This window comes from Evansella clarkii, assembly GCF_002019695.1.
Classification (GTDB): domain Bacteria; phylum Bacillota; class Bacilli; order Bacillales; family Salisediminibacteriaceae; genus Evansella; species Evansella clarkii.
In genome coordinates this window covers 2,039,121-2,057,012 of record NZ_KV917376.1, presented here as the reverse complement: position 1 = coordinate 2,057,012, position 17,892 = coordinate 2,039,121, and the positions used below count along the sequence as shown (strand labels likewise).

Here is a 17,892-nt window from a genome sequence, read left to right as displayed (position 1 = left end):
TATACCTTTATTATAAAACCGAGTGATGCCTGATTACAAAAAAACGTTTATACTTTTACGAGACCATTTTTTTGAAAATCAAGGAAAGAGGAAACAACATGCGCTATTACACACATATTATTACTTCACTTGCCGGAGTTACAGCTTTAGCCCCCTATCTTAATTTACATATTTCCGTACCGTTAGTAAGCGGTGTATTAATTGGATCTGTATTGCCGGATATTGACGAAAGCCGTTCTTACATAGGAAAACGAATTCCCTTTTTTTCCCGTCCGGTGAACCTTCTTTTTGGGCACAGGGGAATAACCCACTCTGCCATTGCCTGTATTGCTGCTGGACTTATGGCCTTTACTTTGCAGCATGGATTTACTACAGGGTTATTTTTAGGTTATCTCTTTCATGTGGCAGGAGATTTATTCTCAAAAGCAGGGGTTCCTTTGTTTGCCCCGCTGACTAATAAAAGAACGACAATCCCGATTTACCGGACCGGAAAATTTTCTGAGTTACTTATTCTTGCCGCAGCCGCTTTTTACCTTTATAAAGAGTGGTTTTAACTGATGAGTATTCTTATTTATTGCAGTTCGTTATACGTAACGAAGAATTCGTCCGAAAAAGATGATAGCAGCATTCTGACTGGATACACCATGCCCTTCTGAAAAAACAAATAATTTAATGAAAGGAATGCTCTCAATCAATCGAGAGTGTTCTTTTTTCACACCTTTTCAACCAGGACTTTAACACTACTTTCCGATCTCTTCTTTTCGGCTCTCTATTCTTCCATTGTTTTCATGTTTGTCTGTTGACCAATGACGGGTATTGGTTGATAGTCCTTAAACACAGGAACTTACTAAGGAAAAATTTTAACGGAGGTTGGTAAGTATGACTAACAAAAACGAAGAACAAAAAAACAGCGGAGACAGCCAAAACAAGGGAGAGAATCAGAACAAGAACGAAAACCAGGACAATAAGCAAAATCAAAACAAAAATGAAAAAGCAAAAAACAGTAAAGGAAACGGCGCTGCAGGGAAAGTTGTTACCAGTGCTATTTTAGGCGCAGCCGCTGGTGCTGCAGCAGGGTTACTCTTCGCACCGAAAGCAGGAAAAGAACTAAGGTCTGACATTTCCACCCAGACTAAATCCGGCTATGAAAAAGGTAAAAATCAGGTAATGGAAAAAAGTAAACAGCTTGGAGAAACAACGAAAACAAAATTTGACGACATAAAATCTACAACGTCTACTAAGTTTGACGACATAAAGTCCAGCACATCCACTAAGTTTGATGAGCTGAAAACTGCTACTACAAGCAAGTTCGACGAGATTAAATCAAATACATCAGAGAAATCAAAAGAGCTTGCCGGCAAGCTGAAAAAATCAGACAAAGATTCTTCAGACGAAGAAGAAAACAATGATAACTCAACTGATGAAACGAACAAAGGTAAGCAACAGGATGACAGCGAGACAAATCCAAATAACGAAGAAAACAAACAGGAAGAAAACGACTCAGGAGAAAAATCAGAGGAGCAGGAATTTTCCGGCAAAGACGATAAGGATAACGAAGAAAAGTCCGAGGACGAAGATAAGGACGACGAAGAAAAGTCCGAAGAAGATGATAAGAATAACAAAGGCGAGTCCGCAGAAAAGGATAAGACCGAGGAAGATAAGTCCGGTGATGACGAAGACAAAGAGCAAGGCAAAAATGAAAATAATACGGAAGATAAGTCATCAGGCAAGAACAACAGTGAATCAGATAATGACAAAAAGGAAGAAAAATCTTCCAGCAAGAATAAAAAAGACTCTGATAACAAGAAACAGCAAAAGAAGAAAGACAATGACAAAGAATCCAAGAATAAGAAAAACAGCAAAAAACAGAGTAAAGATGACTCCGGAAGCGAGGACTCCGAGGAAAAAGACGAGAACAAAAACGATGGCGGCAGCACAATTTTAACAATGGAGAATGAAGAGTCCGACGATAAATAATCACTCATCCAGAAGGAGAGTTTTAGATGCCCTCAAAAAACGGTACAAAAGATTCTATGCTTGAGGTTTTTGTTTATGCAGCTCAGGACTATGGTTATTCGATAGATATAACCCTGAACGTCCACGGTTCCTTAGTAACCGGAAAAATTGTTGGAGAACAGGAATATTTCCAGCGGCTCAGTGAAAACTTTAAGGATGACAGCAGTGAAACTGCCGAAAAAATCAAGGATGAACTATTAAAGGCAAGTGAAGACGCAAAGAAGTCTGACAATAACAATGTAGAGTTTATCCACTTAAAAAACGCCCAAGTTTATGTTGGTGATACTCAACCTACTCCATCTGAGAATCACTTTCTCTGGCGGGGAAAAATTGATGATGTAAATGGCTTTTTCCTCGGCAGGATTAAACAGAAAAATTAAAGTATTAAACACGAGGGTGTCCCAAAAGCAACTAGCTTTTGGTGACACCCTCTCTCTTTATAACAAATTAATTAAAGTAAAAATAATAAGTTCGCTCGAATCGCTCTCGGCGGACGTGTTCCCCGGGCAACGCTTCATCCTCCTCGGGAAAAACGCCCTGCGGGGTCTTCAGCCGTTGCTTTTCCCGCGGGAGTCGCCGCCTGCCGCTCTTTCGAGCTATTTTAATAAAATTGAAAAATAAAGAAATCGCCCCATTTGGTATAATTAAAGCACCACACCAAAACCATACCAGGAGGCGATTTCTTTATGAAACATGATCATATTTCTTTCCAAGATTATAACATGGATCAGCTGTATTTACCAATGGATCTTGAAGTAGAAATCCCAACCCATCACGTTTGTCGCATTGTCAATCGAGCCGTGGAAGAACTCGATGAGAATATTCTCTATCGGTGTTATGACGGGGGCGGACGTCCTCCTTATCATCCGAAAATGATGTTAAAAATTATCCTCTATGCCTATACACAGAAAATCTACTCCTCCAGACAAATCGCAAAACAGCTTAAGGAAAATATTTATTTTATGTGGCTGGCTCGCCACCAACAACCGGACTTCCGCACAATTAACCGTTTTCGCTCCGAGAAAATGAAAGAAATTATCTATGAGATTTTCTTTTCTATCGTTGATCTCCTTCGGAATCATGGTCTCGTAAAGTTAGAAGACTACTTCCTTGATGGCACCAAGGTTGAAGCTAACGCCAATAAGTATACGTTCGTCTGGCGAAAAGCCACCGAGCGCTACGACAGCCAGCTCAACGAAAAGTACCATAAGATTATGCAGGATATAGAGAAGGTGACCCGGCAAGACGAGGATCACGCAGGAGAGTTGGACGCACAAGAGAAACTAGAGGCTGACCCAATCACTTCAGAGGACATCAAACAGTCTATTAATGAACTAGAAGAGAAACTGGCTGAGGAACCAAAAAACCGTGAGGTTAAAAAGGCGAAGCGCCTTCTTGAAAAGGATCTCCTTCCACGAAAAGAAAGATATGAGACGCAAAAAGAGATTTTGAACGGCCGAAACAGTTACTCTAAAACCGACACTGATGCGAGCTTCATGAGAATGAAGGATGACCACATGCGTAACGGGCAGCTTAAGCCAGGCTACAATGTACAGACAGGGACAGAAAACCAGTTTATCACCGGATTTAGCCTTCATCAGCGAGCCGGAGATCCAGGCTGCCTGAAACCACACTTCGAGTTACTGGAAAAATACGGTCGCCGACTTCCCAACAACCTGATCGCCGATTCAGGCTATGGAAGTGAGGAAAACTACTCCTTTTGTGAAGAGAAGAAGATAGAAGCCTATGTGAAATACAGTACACTGGATAAGGAACAGACCAAAAAGTTTAAAGATCAGATCGGTCGGGTGGAGAACCTCCAATATGATGAAGAGGAAGACGAGTGGATTTGCGCTAATAATAAGCGTCTTACGTTTCAGTATAATTCGAATCGAAAAACAGAAAACGGTTATACGACGATCAAACGTGTTTACCGGTGCGTGGATTGCCACGGCTGTCCTTTCCAGGCAGTATGCGCTAAAGGAGAAGATACGAAAACGATTAGTGTGTCCATGAAGAATCAGGAACAGCGAAGGCAGGTTCGGGAACGACTTCAGACAGAAACTGGCAGTCAGCTTTACCGGCGAAGGAAGTGTGACGTAGAGCCGGTTTTTGGCCAAATTAAATATAACCGGGGCTTTAATCGGTTCTATCTGAGAGGCCTTTCCAAAACGACGCTGGAATGGGGTCTTCTTTGTATTGCCCATAACTTTCTAAAATGGGAAACACATCTAAAGTTCAAGGGCCAAAAAGAAACAAAAAGAGAGCCGAAGGCAGGATAAGAGGCCTTCGACTTTCGAAAATCAACCAAAAACAGCTTTACAAAAAACATTCTAACATTAGTAGCACAGACCAAGGCCATGGTCTGTGCTACTATTTTTTTATAGTAGAAGTGAAGAAAGGCCGAACAGCCTCTGGGACCAAGATAAGAGTCCGTATCAAAAAACCGGCCAACTTCACACCCTTGTTTGAATCAGTTTAGTATGTTGGGTCCAAGAGATCGTGTATAAGAAAATGGAATCAATAAGGCGCTGTGAAGACTTCTATGATTGGCTAAAAAGGAGAAGGTTCGTGTGAAGCATGTCATCGCACTTGATGTCAGTAAAGGAAAAAGGACTTTTGCTATTTATGACCGGTATAAACAATGTGAATTGGAAGGGGAATTAACTCATACTCGGATTGATTTTGAACGGCTTCATCACAGAATTGAAGAAATGACGGTTTTGGATAAACAAGCCCCCGAAATTGTGTTTGAAGCAACAGGTATTTACTCAAAACCACTGGAAAAGTTCCTGGCGACTAAAGGCCATACATACTGCCGTATGAATCCATTGGAAGCGAATTTACAAATGGCTAAGATGCGTCGTCATAAAACTGATATTAGCGATGTCCTCGAGCTTGCGAAAACACACTTTAGTATGGCTCGCGAAGCGACATACCAACAAGATGACTACTTTGAACAAATGCGGGCGATGACACGTTACTATGATGAAATTGATGAAGAGATGATCCTCTTACGCAGTAGAATGCATGCGATTTTACATCTATCATTTCCGGAATTGGAACAGCTCATTACACCAAGTTCCGCGTTATTTTTAAATCTCGTACAGCTCTATCCCCATTCGGCACAATTACGGGCACTTTCAAAAACGATTATTAAAAACCGTTTGAAAGAGAACACCCGAAAGAATTTATCTTTAAAACGCGCAGAGGAGAAAGCCATTGTATTATTGAAAGCTGCCGAAAATTCGTATCCAGCTATTGATCCGTCGGACATTCGTTGTGATCAAGCAAGGGATTATGCTCGACGTATTGCGGATTTGATGGAGAAAAAGGTTCAGCTCGTCAAACAAATGGTAACTATCTCAGAAGGGAGAAAAGAATATAAGGTCTTGCGTTCATTTCCAGGAATCGGAGATTCAACAGCGTGTCGACTGATTGGCGAACTAGGGGATATCCGCCGTTTTAAAAACGCCAAACAGTTAAACGCTTACGCGGGCATTGATATCATGCGCTATCAATCCGGTAATATGCAATATCGTGATCGAATAAATAAAAGAGGTAATAAGAAGCTGTGGAAACTTTTATTTTTTATGATTTGTTCAATGCTTATGGCAAAAGGAAAACCTAATCACTTCGTAGACTATTCTTACACATTAAAAAAGCAACCTCAGAGTAAGCCTCATAAGGTCGCTGTTGTGGCGTGTATGAATAAGTTCCTGAAAGTGACGTTTCAACTTATCACACACGGCATATTGTACGATTATGAGTCCGCACTCCCAGCTCAAAGATCGTAACGAAGTTTGATTCAACTATAGCACATTGACCTTTCGAAAAACAGGAAAGCGTAAGGTCTTTTTGTGATACAAAAACTTGGGTGTAGGAGGAAGGGGTCCCCCTTCCTCCTACACTCAAAAATGAAATGTAAAAGAAATTAACAAAAATGCGTTGACTAAAGGTAAGAAAGAGGCTGTCCTTTAAAGGTCGCAATTTAGCGACCTTTTGGGACAGCCTCGTTGTTTATGGTTTTTTATTAAGCTCTCTTTGAGCCATTTTTACCATTTCTCTCACCATGCTGCCGCCAATACTCCCGCCAATTTTACCTGCATCTTTCGCCTGGATCTGACCATTGTAGCCATTATTCAGCGGGATACCATGCTCTCTGGCTGCTTCAAATTTAGCTGCTTCTGGGGTCTCAGCATTAGTAACCTTCGCTTTGAGCCGATCCAGCCCTTCTCTCGCTTCAGGTACTAAAATTTTATTTCTGCGGGCCATTTCTTTTCCTCGTTTCGTGTGTTATTTATTAAACCGCCCTTTATCCCTTTCCAGTCCATTGCTTTCTTTTAAAAAGCCGTTCTCATCTGTCTCATCAATTTTTCCGTCGATTGTGCCCTCTGTGTAATCATCTGACACCTGTTCATGTGTTAAAGCAAGTCCTTTTTCAGTTACATCATTGCTATTATAATATTCTGTCTGGTACGTTTTTTCGGCAACCTTCTCAGCATCCTGATTTGAGACTTTTTTATTTTGTGTCATTTTTTTCGCCTCCCGTTCAAGCATAGGATGATCATATCCCTGAAAAATATGAATGTTCCTGGTCACTTTTTGAGTGTCAACATTTGCAAACTAAGCCACTCTCTGGTATATAAGGACGTGAGAGATAATTTAACCTTAAAAGCGGCTTTCCCCGGAAGATTTATTTTAATAACGGACACCCGAAATTTTTTGTTTTTTGGGCCAATTATGTTTATTAAGTAATTTTAATGGGGATGTGAGAGTATGAAGCAGATTACTAACCAAGTAATCTGTTTTATTGGGCTAATGATAAAGCTGGATTTTTGAAACGCTATCATGACTTACATCAGGATTTTTACAAATCTTAGTGTTAGGAGTGTTGAAGAATGGAAGACCTCTATCCTTCACGAGTTGAAAGCAAACCGAAAATTACAGAAAGAAAAGACCCAGTCATCCATACTGACCGCTCTAAAGATCATGAATCTCCGTTATCGAAAAATCAATTGAATTTTTATGAAAAAAATGGTTATTTGCAACTTGAAAACATATTTTCTGATAATGAAGTTGCTGATATGCAAAAAGCAATTTTCGAACTGAAGGACTCTAACCGCGATGTTTCATCAGATAAGATTATACGCGAACCTGATCATGATGAAATTCGATCCATATTCGCGGTGGACCAGGACGACAATTACTTTAAGGAAATCGCGCAGGACCAGCGACTTCTGGACATAGTTAATCACCTGCTGGGCAGCGACGTTTATATCCATCAGTCCAGAATTAATTATAAGCCTGGATTTGCAGGGAAAGAATTTAACTGGCACTCTGACTTTGAAACATGGCATGTAGAAGATGGCATGCCCAGAATGAGAGCACTTAGCATGTCAATCGCCCTTTCCGACAACTATACATTTAACGGACCGCTTATGCTTGTTCCCGGTTCGCAAAACTACTACGTTAGCTGTGTAGGTGAAACGCCGGAAAACCATTATAAAGAGTCCTTAAAGACTCAAAAATTTGGTGTGCCGGATAACGACAGTCTGAAATGGCTGGTGGAAAATGGCGGCGGCCTGGATGTTGCAACTGGAAAAGCAGGTACAATTACATTATTTGAATGTAACACAATGCATGCTTCCACAAGCAACATAACACCATATCCCAGAAACAACCTGTTCATGGTTTATAACAGTGTTGAAAACAAACTTGCAGAACCGTTCTCCGGCGCAAGTCCGAGACCTGAATATATCGCCGTAAGAAATACAACAGTGCCTCTTGGAAAAAAAGGGACACTAACTTAATCGTAACCTAAACAATAAATATAAAAATTGAATAATCCCAGCTTTATTCATAGCCCATTTAAAGGAAAAGCACTTCAGAGATATTCTGAAGTGCTTTTTTTGATCCTTGAATTACTGAAGGGCGGTTCTTAATGTTTCGATGTTACTGCGCATATGTGAGAAGTAATCTTCTCCCGCTTCAATTTCTTCCTCGGTTAATGTTTCGAGATTATGAAGCCAGAGAGACTCAGATCCTGTCTCACTTTGTACTGTCTGCGCAATATTCTGTGGAATATTCTGTTCAAACATTACATGGTTAATATCATTTTCTTCCATAAGCCCGATAACATCCTGCATTTGCTGAATGGAAGGTTCATTTGTCGGGGAGATGCCTGCAATTCCGATTTGATGAATACCGTATCTTTCTTCCCAGTAGCCATAGCCTGCATGTGAAACAACAATTGTATTATTTGACACTTCCTCTGACATCTCGATAAATTCCTGGTCCAGCTCTTCCAACTCACTTCTGAGTGATTCAAAGTTCTCCGTAAAAGTTTCTTCAGCAGCCGGATTTAATTCCACTAGTGCATCCTTGATGTTTTCAGCCATTTCTATCGCTCTCAGGGGATCAAGCCAGATGTGTGGATCCTCATCTCCGTGTGCGTGGTCATGGCCGTGATTATTTTCATCATCTTCATGATTATGGTTGTGATCGTTGTTAGTGTGATCGTCATTGTTATTATGGCCATGATTATGGTTATTATCTTCATCATTGTGGTTATGGTTATTATCGTCATTGTGATCATGATTATGGTCGTCATTGTGATCATGATTATGGTCGTCATTGTGATCATGATTATGGTCGTCATTGTGAGCATGGTTGTGGTCGTCATTGTGATCATGGTTGTGATCGTGATCGTGGCCGTGATCATGGTCATGATGATAATCAATTAAGTCTATTCCTTCAGCTGCAGTTAAAATGTTGACGTCATGAGAAGCAATGGTTTCTTCGATTCGTTCAGCAAAAGCCTCGAACCCAGCTCCGTTATAAATAAACAAGTCCCCTTCTGCAATTTCAATCATCTGATTGGCAGTTGGCTCAAAGGAATGTGCGTCTGCACCTGCCGGTATAATATTAGTTACTTCCACATACTCGCCGCCAATACGGTTTGCGAAATCTTCTAAAGGATAAAGAGTAGTATAAACCTTAATGGTTTCATCAATATTTACGTCTCCGTCCTGGTTATTGTTTTCATTATTATTTTCCTCGTTAACATTGCTGTTATTTACCTCATCTTCTTCAGGTTCGTTTGCGCCGCAAGCTGCCAGTATTAAAATAGCTGCAAAAATTAATGAAAATAAAACAGATAATTTCTTCATAGTTAACTCCTCTCCTACATAACTCTATTAGACAAAAATGATTATATCGTAACGGTTCCGATTTGTAAACCGTAATTACTACGATTTATAAATTTATTATCTCTCATAAAGTGAACCTTCAATCAGTGGGGGGGTTTACTCATCCCCCACTGATTGTTAGTTGAACCAATCGGGATGTTAGCGTCCGTTATCTCCCGCCTGAACATCTTCGCTTCCACTCATGTTTTTAGGCGGGAGTTTTACGGACGGTTACATCGGGATAAAAAATGAACTGCCCGCGGTTTTCAGGCAGCTCATTATATGATCATATATTTTATAAATATTGCAGCAAAGCAGTTGCAATCGAGAAATAAATCAGTAATCCGAGTATATCATTGACAGTAGTAATAAAAGGGCCGGAAGCAATCGCCGGGTCAAGCTTAAGTTTATTAATTGCAACAGGGACAACGGCTCCAATAATTGTTGCTATACTTAAAGTTAAGAATATAGAAACAGCTACAATAAAACCAAGCATTATCTGGCCTGGATATATAATTGGTACAATAACCATAAGAACGGCAGCACAGATAAGCCCAAGCATGAGGCCAGTACCGAATTCTCTTTTTATTGTGTGAGCAAGACCTTTCTTCTCAAAGGATCCAGTAGCAAGAGAACGTACCATAACAGCAAGTGACTGTGTACCGGTGTTACCCGCTGAATCCATAATTAACGGAATAAATGCTGCCAGTAAAACAATACTTTCTAATGTTTCTTCAAACTGTCCTATAACGCCTGCTGTGATCATTCCGAAAAACATAAGGAGGATAATCCACGGAGAACGTCTTTTTGCCGCTGTAAATGAACTAATGTTTACGTCAGTAGCACCTTTTGCTGCTGTAATTTCCCCAATATCCTCTGTAGCTTCATCTTCAAGAACATCCATCACATCGTCGACTGTTACGATACCCACAAGTACACCATCATTTGTTACTACTGGCGCTGCCAGAAAATCATACTTTCTGATCAGCTTTGCTACTTCTTCCTGATCCGTGTTTGCCGTTACAGATACCACTCTGGTACTCATAATATTTTCAACTATTTCACCAGGATCTGCTACAATCAGATCTCTCAGGGAAACAACTCCCACGAGTTTGTTTCGTTCATCTGCCACGTACAGATAATAAACTGTCTCTGCATCCGGCCCTTCCTGGCGAAGGCGCTGGATGACATCACTGGCGCGATCCATTGAAGCAATACTGATGAACTCCTTTGTCATTATGGCACCGGCAGTTTCATCTTCATAGGAAAGAAGCTCTTTTACATCATCGGCTTCTTCCTGATCCATGGAAGTAAGGATTTCAAGCGCTTTGTTTTCCTGAACTTCCCCAAGGAAATCAGCTACATCATCAGCATACATATTGTTAAAAACTTCATAAAGATATTTCTTATCCGCTTCCTGTACAGTCTGCTTCTGTTCTTCTACTTCAAGCCCCTGAAAGACCTCCGCAAATTCTTCCGGAGTAACATATTCATAAACCCTTTTTCTCATATTACCTTCAAGCTTAACGAAGATATCCGCCTGATCAGTAGGGTGGAGTTCTAAAAATGATTCACGGAATGCATCTTTGTCCCCCTGCTTTAATACTTCAATAATATGGTTTTCATATTGTGCACGATTGTGTTTATTTAATCTCACCATGTTGATTCCTCCTCTAAGGAGGCTGTTCCATCAACACATTCTTAAGTGATGTGGAACAGGCTCCTTATGCTGTTTAGTATTTTTCTGAAACTTAAAGGTTATACACCTCGAACTGGGATCGGAACAGCCGCCCATTCCCCATCACCTCCATCTTTCCTCAAAAATATAAAAGCCACCCTCAACAAATGAAGGTGGCTTAATAAACCGTCCTGAAGAAAGGCAATGCATCCAATAGATACACTACTTTCTTAGTTTCCTCCATTCGTAGAGCTTTAGCACTGTGCGGCATAGGATAAAATCCAGCTGCGTTAAAAACCACCTTATGTCGATGGTTCCTGTTGACCCATTGGCGTCTTTGGACGTTTTTGGGCAGCAGCGTATCTCCGTCACAGGAGCCTCACCTAACGAGGATTATTTATTTGACAAAGTTAAGGATAGTACATTAAGAAAGTATAAGTCAATGCTTTTTTAATAATTTTTAATCAGAAGTTAACCCATCAACAAATACTTCTACATTATGGCGTATCATATCAATATAAGTTTCCGCCCCTGACCCCTCTTCTCCAACTGCATCAGTATATACTTCTCCTGCAATTGGTACTCCTGAGTTGTCAGCTACTGTTTCCATATAACGCTTATCTACTGTCGTTTCCACAAAAACAGCCGGTAGTCCGCTTTCACTCACAATATCAATAATCCGGTTAATCTGCTGCGGAGTCCCTTCCTCATGAGAATTTATTTCCCAGACACCTTCCGTTTCAAAGCCATAATCTTTTCCGAAGTACTTAAAAGCATTCTCGCTAACAATTATCTTTCTGTGTTCTTCCGGGATTTCAACAACCTGCTCCACAATCCATTCATCAAGCTCCTCAATTTCATTCAGATAAGCTTCCGCATTCTCACGGTATTCTTCTTCACCTTCCGGATCCCGTTCAATTAGGTCCTCTAATAAATTATTTACATATATATTGATATTTTTTGGACTCAGCCATGCATGGGGGTCTGGTGCATCTTCTCCTTCAAGAGGAATTTCCTCCACTCCCGCACTTAAGTCTACAATAGGAGTATCAGAAGCATTCGCAACAATCTTTTCCAGCCATTCCTCAAGGCCTAAGCCATTAGTATAGAAGACATCTGAATCACTTACCCGCGCAAAGTTACTTGGTACAGGCTCATACTCATGTGGTTCTTCTCCAATTGGGACAATGTATTCCACTGACGCCCTGTCACCCGTGATCTCTCCAATAATATCACCGAGTACGGAAAAACTTGTAGTTATCATTAGTTCTTCATTTTCTTCTGTGCTGGCATCAGATCCATCATTTGTATTCTCTGTTCCGCAACCTGCAAACAATAATAGCGAACCTGTGACCAGCATCCCCTGTATAAATTTCTTCAATTGTCATCCTCCTTGTTCTTTATTTACATAAAATTTATATGCAAGCAGCCACAAAAAGTTCCTCAAAGACAAACATTTAACTCCAAGACAATTATTTTCCTGGATAAATAAATGTTGCGTTAGGGAAACTTTTTATGTTCTAATGGGATTATATAACCCCAGGAATTGTCTTGTAAAGTGTTTTCAAAATTTTTTATAAAGTGTCGACATTTTCTCTCGGTAATAAAGTGTTTAAGGAGAGGCTTTTATCTGCCTTTAATCAGCCTGTTTTGAAAAGCACAAAGGCATGATCATTTCATTCTTGTAACAAAAGGCTATGAGTGATTTACCAGTCCTGCTTTATTTGATAGAATTTGACCAGCAAATAAAATTAAAGAAAAAATTCTGCTATCAGAATTCAGGAGATAAAATTATGCAAAATATGAAATCTTCCGCTTGGAGATCATTCGGAAAAGATATACTGGGTATCGGCCTTCTCCTCGTTTTCCTGCTTCTCTTTATGATGAACGACCGCCTAAACGATAGTGAACGCCTGAATAATCTCCCGGACTCCATCATAAATGTTAATACGATCTTTCTTAGTATAGTTATTGAGGCAATTCCTTTTATACTGCTTGGAGTGTTTATATCTTCACTGATTCAAATTTACGTCTCTGAAGATACTATTCAGCGGTTTCTGCCTAAGAATGCTATAGCTGCCTTGTTTCCCGCTGCGATGCTGGGTGCGATTCTCCCCCTTTGCGAATGCGCGATTGTCCCTGTTGTACGACGGCTCATAAAAAAGGGGATGCCGCTTCATGTAGGCGTTGTCTTTATGGTAGGAGCGCCAATTTTAAATCCAGTAGTGGCTGCATCGACCTACTTTGCTTTCAGCGGCCAGCCCACAAATATAATTTTGTATTCAAGAATGGGACTTGCGTTTGTTCTCTCCATACTAATAGGTTTTATTCTTTATACCATCTTCAAAAATAGACCGAACCAGCTGAGAAACGATGTAACTGCTCCAGCGGCCAGCCACAGCCACCATCATCAACCTCCAGAAAAAACTGGCTTTTTCGGGCAGGTAAGAAATACTTTTTACCATGCGGTAGATGAATTTTTTATGATGGGGAAATATTTAATTCTTGGTGCTTTTGTCGCTGCCTTATTTCAGACGTTTCTCGACAGGTCTGTGCTGGAAGCCGTCGGTACAAATATGTATTCCTCGACGATAGTAATGATGGCTTTTGCTTACTTATTATCTCTTTGTTCAGAAGCAGACGCCTTTGTGGCATCTTCGTTCGGAAACCAGTTTACAGATATGTCCCTTACGGCTTTTCTTGTATACGGCCCGATGCTTGACCTGAAAAACACATTCATGCTGTTTGCTTTCTTTAAAGCCAGGTTTGTTATTACATTCATGATTACAGTGACTCTCATAGTCTTTACAGCAGTAATGCTGTTATTTGGCGTAATTTTATAGTAGTAAGGGGGAAAATATAGATTATGAAACATTACGATCACGCATTCCATGCTTTTCTTAAAGGAATTATACTCCTTGGCTTTGCTCTTCTGATGCTAAGCCTCATATTATCCGGAAACATTGTGTATTATATCGCTCCGAAGATGATGCCGTTTATCTATTTTGCAATGACTACTTTCTTTATTTTAGGCATTATGCAGGTTTTTCGCAGTACGAAAAAAGAAAGCACTGAAGAGCATGTGTGCAGTGGTCATTGCGATCATGACCACGAAATAAAAGGCCCTTTCTGGTTGAAGGGATTGGTATACAGTATTTTTATTCTTCCTGTTTTATTTGGCTTTATTATCCCTGACCAGATGCTTAATAGTTCGGTAGCTGCAAACAGGGGCATAAATTACGGTTCTGACCTGACTATTAATCAGGTTTCCCCCGATGAAAATTCAGGGGCCACTTCAAGAGCGGAAGCTTTTCTAGAAGATCCTGAAGGATATATTAATAATCTGGAAGTCCAGGCATCCGCAGCTGTAGATGCTCAGGAGCATTACCAGGTAGAAGATTTTTACGGGGAAGACTGGTTTGATGAATTTTACAAAGAGTTTGCCGATGAACTGGAACAAAGTGAGGTTATTTTAGTTACGGAAGATAATTATCTCGATGTGATGACAGTACTCGACCTTTATCTTGACCGTTTTGTTGGCAAAGAAATAGAAATGATTGGCTTTGTTTTCAGGGAACCTGACTTTGAAGATCATCAACTCGTTGCCGCCCGCTTCTCTATGACATGCTGTACTGCCGATGCTGGTGTATACGGCACTCTTGTGGAATCTGAAGAAGCTAATCAGTTTGAGGAAGATACATGGGTATACGTGAATGGTACTATCAGAAAAGGGGAATATGGAGACTATACGCTCCCAGTTATTGAGGACAGCTATATAACCGAAGTGGAAGAGCCAGATACACCATATGTGTATCCCAGCTTTAACAGATAAGTAAATTTAGTTCAAAATAAAGGAGGGTGCAAAAGCTAGTCTTTCGCACCCTCCTTTTTTATTTACACTTTAAGTATAAAATTTTTGCTGTGAAGTTGATTACAACGTAGTGAAAATTTAAAGGCTAAAGTCTACGTACAACTACGCCCCTCTCATCGCCAATCGGCGAATTTTCTTTAATATTTTTTAAGCAAATAACGTAAAGGTATACAAGAGACGAGAATGATCAGTAAAGCAGACGGAGCCGCAAGGTGATAAAGAGCCTCTGAAGCTTCAAAGTATACCCTGACAGCAAGCGTATCAAAGCCTGGAGGCCGGAGCATAAGCGTTGCCGGAAGTTCTTTTATAGAGCTCACAAACACAAGCGCTCCACCGGCAAGCACACCTGGAAGAATACTAGGCAGGATTACCTTCAGCATCACTTTCCAGGGCGGATAGCCAAGGCTCCTCGCCGCTTCGTCAATCCTTGGGGAAACAAGGCTTAAGGAAGCTTCACCAGCCTGCATCGCCTGAGGAAGAAACCGAACAACAAACGCAAGAGCTACCATATAGAAAGTATTATAGAGTACAGGGATATGATTATTAAAAATAAATACCATCCCAAGTGCAACGATAACACCTGGCAGCGCATATCCAGCATAACTCAGGCGGTCAATAAGAGTTGAAACCACCGAAGGATATCTGGATTTCAGGTAGATAATCGGCAGTGCCAGAAGCATACATAAAATTGCGGCAAAACCTGAGACCTGCAGACTGTTCCATGCAAAGCCGAAGAAACGTTCATCAATTGCTCCCATGCCTATCCCTATATAAGACCAGTAAATGAGGACGCTTATAGGAAGAATAACCGACAGGAAAAATACCAGGCTGACATATATTACAGTTAAAACCCTCCATTTCCCCAAAGGAAGTATATCAGGCTGCCTGAATGTATTTGCTGTCTGATAATATTTGCTTTTCTTTCTGGTTCTTGCCTCAATCCATAGAATGATAATCGTAAGTAAAATTAGCACTAAGCTTAAGACAGAGGCTGCAGCCGTATCAAAGCCAGCACGCTGAAAATAAATCGCCGCCGTAAATGTCACATACCGGAGCATTGCGATAGCTCCAAAATCGGATAATACATAGAGAGAAACAAGAATGGCCCCCGCACCAATAGCAGGCCGGAGAAATGGAAGATTTACCTTCCAGAATACCTGTGAAACTGTAAGCCCCTGAGAACGGGCCACTTCCTCATAATTTCTGTTCATTTTTCGGAGTGAGGCACTTGCTATCAGAAAAACATACGGGTATGTAAACATTGTTAAAACAAAGAAGACGCCCCAAAAAGAATATATATTCAATGGGTAATCCCCAATGTTTGCCAGCCAGGCTGTATCCCGCCAAATATCCCTTGCCCAGCCGCTTGGTCCGAATACAATAATATATGTCACAGCTCCGACATACGGCGGAATAACCAACGGGAGTGCTAACAGCCACTGCCACCATCTTCTTCCTGGAATATTCGTACGGACCACAATCCATGCAAGGGATACACCAAGAATCACCGCACATACGGTTACTGCAAATGTAAGGGAAAAGGTATTCCATAATAACTGAGGAATTCTTTCATCCAGCAGACGCATCCATCTGTCAGCTCCGGCAAAAACAGAGCGCCAGATAACGTATATAATCGGCACAGACATTATTAGTGCGACCACTAGCCCAAATAACAATAATATCGGCCCAGGCGGGTTGCCGTTCCAGATTTTGAACCAGCTGCTTCTGAAAAAATGGAGAATGGCTGGGGAAGTTTTTTCCCCAACCTCGGCATTGTTGTTATTATTCTGTTGTGAAGATTCCGTATCCCTCTTGTTCCGACTGTCCATTATGCCCTCTCCCGGTGAACTGCTTTTTTATTTATTTTAAATCAAGGTCTAAACCAGATGCTTCGATTAATTCTTTCGTTCCCTCAAAGTAGTTTCCAAGCTCTTTTAAAGGCATGTCCTGTACTTTAAGCTCATCAAATTCAACTACATGCGGCTCAACTTCTTCAGGATATTCTGCCCCATATTCAGAGTTGATAAGAAGCTCAAGTGATTCTCCAACGAATGCCACCTGGTTTTCAGGCTTGAGTACCCACTCAAGAAACGCGTGTGCATTTTCTTCATTTGGAGCTCCTTCAACAAGTCCTACACCTGCAGCATTAGCGATTACTCCCATTTCGTCTTCCCCTTGATCCAGGTAGATAAAGCCCACATTGTTGTCAGTTGGCTCAAGTAACTGCTGATGGTAGTAATAGTTATTTACAAGTCCGAATGAATGCTCGCCAGCACCTACTGCTCTGCGGATATCTCCATGTCCTTCATATATACCAGCTGAGTTTTCTCTAATGGAAGCAACCCACTCAGCTGTCTTGTCGTCCCCCCACTCATAACGGAGTGCAGAAACGTTTCCAAGCATACCGCCATTTCCTCCACGGGTAATCGCATAACCATTTTCAACATCTGCCCACTTTTCATCAAATAAGTCTTCTATGCTTGTAGGCATTTCATCTTCAGAAATTAAGTCTTTATTGTAGATAAAGCCACGAGATCTTGCTGAGATTGCGAAGTAAGCGTTGTCATCAGCGCGAAATTCTGCAGGAATTGTCTCGATTCCTTCCGGTTCAGATCCAGCTAACAAGCCTTGGTTATCCAAATATCCTAATGCTCCCAGGTCGTTGGAAATAAAGATATCCGCCTGTACGTTTCCTGCTTCTTCTTCAAGCTGGAGTGGGTCTGCCCCATGGAGCGCCATTACTTCTATCCCAGTTTCCTCTTCAAATTTCTGAAGCAAAGGATCGACAAAGTTTTCATTACGTGATGAGTATACTACAAGTTGGCCGTCTAATTCCACTGCGGCTTCATTTTCTGTGTTCTCTTCATTCTCGTTATTGCCTGCATTTTCGTTCTGCGAGTCATTACCGCCAGCTGCATTATCGTTGTTGCCATTTCCGTCATCAGTACCGCATCCTGCTGCTGTTATAACTGCTAAAGTAAGTGATCCAAATAATAAAGATTTTATTGCCTTCTTCATCTTATGTCGTCCCCCTGTTAAGTTCATTTGTATTATGTAGATGGGGTTTAATTGATAATGATTATCAACCTCATCAACAATACCTAGTATAAATTGATTGAGAATCATTGTCAATGAGA

Annotated in this window: 16 protein-coding genes and 1 riboswitch; of the genes, 9 read left to right on the top strand and 7 right to left on the bottom strand. The window is 40.9% G+C overall.

Translation table 11 applies throughout. The annotated features are described in order from the left end of the window. Nucleotides 1-98: 98 nt before the first annotated feature. From BK582_RS09200 to BK582_RS09180, 6 genes are all read left to right on the top strand, one after another. Entirely contained in the window at nucleotides 99-554 is a 456-nt protein-coding gene (locus tag BK582_RS09200; protein WP_078594514.1) for a metal-dependent hydrolase, read from the top strand. A gap of 325 nt (nucleotides 555-879) precedes the next feature. Continuing rightward, nucleotides 880-1,977 (top strand): YtxH domain-containing protein, encoded by a 1,098-nt coding sequence (locus tag BK582_RS09195; RefSeq protein ID WP_078594512.1) that lies wholly within the window; start codon nucleotides 880-882, stop codon nucleotides 1,975-1,977. Nucleotides 1,978-2,003: 26 nt separating this feature from the next. Continuing rightward, entirely contained in the window at nucleotides 2,004-2,396 is a 393-nt protein-coding gene (gene gvpU, locus BK582_RS09190; protein ID WP_078594510.1) for a gas vesicle accessory protein GvpU, read from the top strand. Nucleotides 2,397-2,412: 16 nt separating this feature from the next. Then, nucleotides 2,413-2,637: a hypothetical protein gene (locus BK582_RS26905; protein WP_169910928.1), complete on the top strand. Its 225-nt coding sequence runs from the start codon at nucleotides 2,413-2,415 to the stop codon at nucleotides 2,635-2,637. A gap of 65 nt (nucleotides 2,638-2,702) precedes the next feature. Further along, nucleotides 2,703-4,298, top strand: coding sequence for an IS1182 family transposase (locus BK582_RS09185; RefSeq protein ID WP_078594508.1), 1,596 nt, complete (start codon nucleotides 2,703-2,705; stop codon nucleotides 4,296-4,298). Nucleotides 4,299-4,589: 291 nt separating this feature from the next. After that, complete coding sequence (locus BK582_RS09180; RefSeq protein WP_078594506.1) at nucleotides 4,590-5,813, top strand: IS110 family RNA-guided transposase; 1,224 nt, start codon at nucleotides 4,590-4,592, stop codon at nucleotides 5,811-5,813. 223 nt (nucleotides 5,814-6,036) lie between these two features. Here the strand turns inward: BK582_RS09180 and BK582_RS09175 are convergent, their stop codons facing one another. Beyond that, on the bottom strand, nucleotides 6,037-6,291 hold the full coding sequence (locus tag BK582_RS09175; protein WP_078594504.1) for an alpha/beta-type small acid-soluble spore protein: 255 nt from the start codon (nucleotides 6,289-6,291) through the stop codon (nucleotides 6,037-6,039). A 21-nt stretch (nucleotides 6,292-6,312) separates the two neighbouring features. Next, entirely contained in the window at nucleotides 6,313-6,552 is a 240-nt protein-coding gene (locus tag BK582_RS09170) for a YozQ family protein (RefSeq protein WP_078594502.1), read from the bottom strand. A 365-nt stretch (nucleotides 6,553-6,917) separates the two neighbouring features. Between BK582_RS09170 and thpD the strand changes: the two genes are divergently transcribed. Then, entirely contained in the window at nucleotides 6,918-7,829 is a 912-nt protein-coding gene (gene thpD / locus BK582_RS09165) for an ectoine hydroxylase (RefSeq protein ID WP_078594500.1), read from the top strand. A gap of 111 nt (nucleotides 7,830-7,940) precedes the next feature. Here thpD and BK582_RS09160 read toward each other — a convergent pair whose 3' ends face one another. The 3 genes from BK582_RS09160 to BK582_RS09150 all read right to left on the bottom strand — a co-directional run bounded on the left by BK582_RS09160 (nucleotide 7,941) and on the right by BK582_RS09150 (nucleotide 12,265). Beyond that, the gene (locus tag BK582_RS09160; RefSeq protein WP_078594498.1) at nucleotides 7,941-9,188 is read right to left on the bottom strand and encodes a metal ABC transporter solute-binding protein, Zn/Mn family; all 1,248 of its coding nucleotides are present in this window, start codon (nucleotides 9,186-9,188) and stop codon (nucleotides 7,941-7,943) included. 313 nt (nucleotides 9,189-9,501) lie between these two features. Continuing rightward, nucleotides 9,502-10,866 (bottom strand): magnesium transporter, encoded by a 1,365-nt coding sequence (gene mgtE, locus BK582_RS09155; protein WP_078594496.1) that lies wholly within the window; start codon nucleotides 10,864-10,866, stop codon nucleotides 9,502-9,504. A 249-nt stretch (nucleotides 10,867-11,115) separates the two neighbouring features. Next, nucleotides 11,116-11,282, bottom strand: a riboswitch (M-box (ykoK) riboswitch). Nucleotides 11,283-11,344: 62 nt separating this feature from the next. Then, the gene (locus tag BK582_RS09150; protein ID WP_244895372.1) at nucleotides 11,345-12,265 is read right to left on the bottom strand and encodes a metal ABC transporter substrate-binding protein; all 921 of its coding nucleotides are present in this window, start codon (nucleotides 12,263-12,265) and stop codon (nucleotides 11,345-11,347) included. 412 nt (nucleotides 12,266-12,677) lie between these two features. Here BK582_RS09150 and BK582_RS09145 point away from each other — a divergent pair, with 412 nt between their 5' ends. Together BK582_RS09145 and BK582_RS09140 are read left to right on the top strand one after the other, a co-directional pair. Further along, on the top strand, nucleotides 12,678-13,727 hold the full coding sequence (locus tag BK582_RS09145) for a permease (protein ID WP_420841224.1): 1,050 nt from the start codon (nucleotides 12,678-12,680) through the stop codon (nucleotides 13,725-13,727). A 23-nt stretch (nucleotides 13,728-13,750) separates the two neighbouring features. After that, on the top strand, nucleotides 13,751-14,716 hold the full coding sequence (locus tag BK582_RS09140) for a TIGR03943 family putative permease subunit (protein WP_078594494.1): 966 nt from the start codon (nucleotides 13,751-13,753) through the stop codon (nucleotides 14,714-14,716). A 176-nt stretch (nucleotides 14,717-14,892) separates the two neighbouring features. Here BK582_RS09140 and BK582_RS09135 read toward each other — a convergent pair whose 3' ends face one another. Together BK582_RS09135 and BK582_RS09130 are read right to left on the bottom strand one after the other, a co-directional pair. Continuing rightward, nucleotides 14,893-16,584: an ABC transporter permease gene (locus BK582_RS09135; protein WP_078594491.1), complete on the bottom strand. Its 1,692-nt coding sequence runs from the start codon at nucleotides 16,582-16,584 to the stop codon at nucleotides 14,893-14,895. A gap of 31 nt (nucleotides 16,585-16,615) precedes the next feature. Further along, nucleotides 16,616-17,773 (bottom strand): extracellular solute-binding protein, encoded by a 1,158-nt coding sequence (locus BK582_RS09130; RefSeq protein WP_244895371.1) that lies wholly within the window; start codon nucleotides 17,771-17,773, stop codon nucleotides 16,616-16,618. Nucleotides 17,774-17,892: the final 119 nt, after the last annotated feature.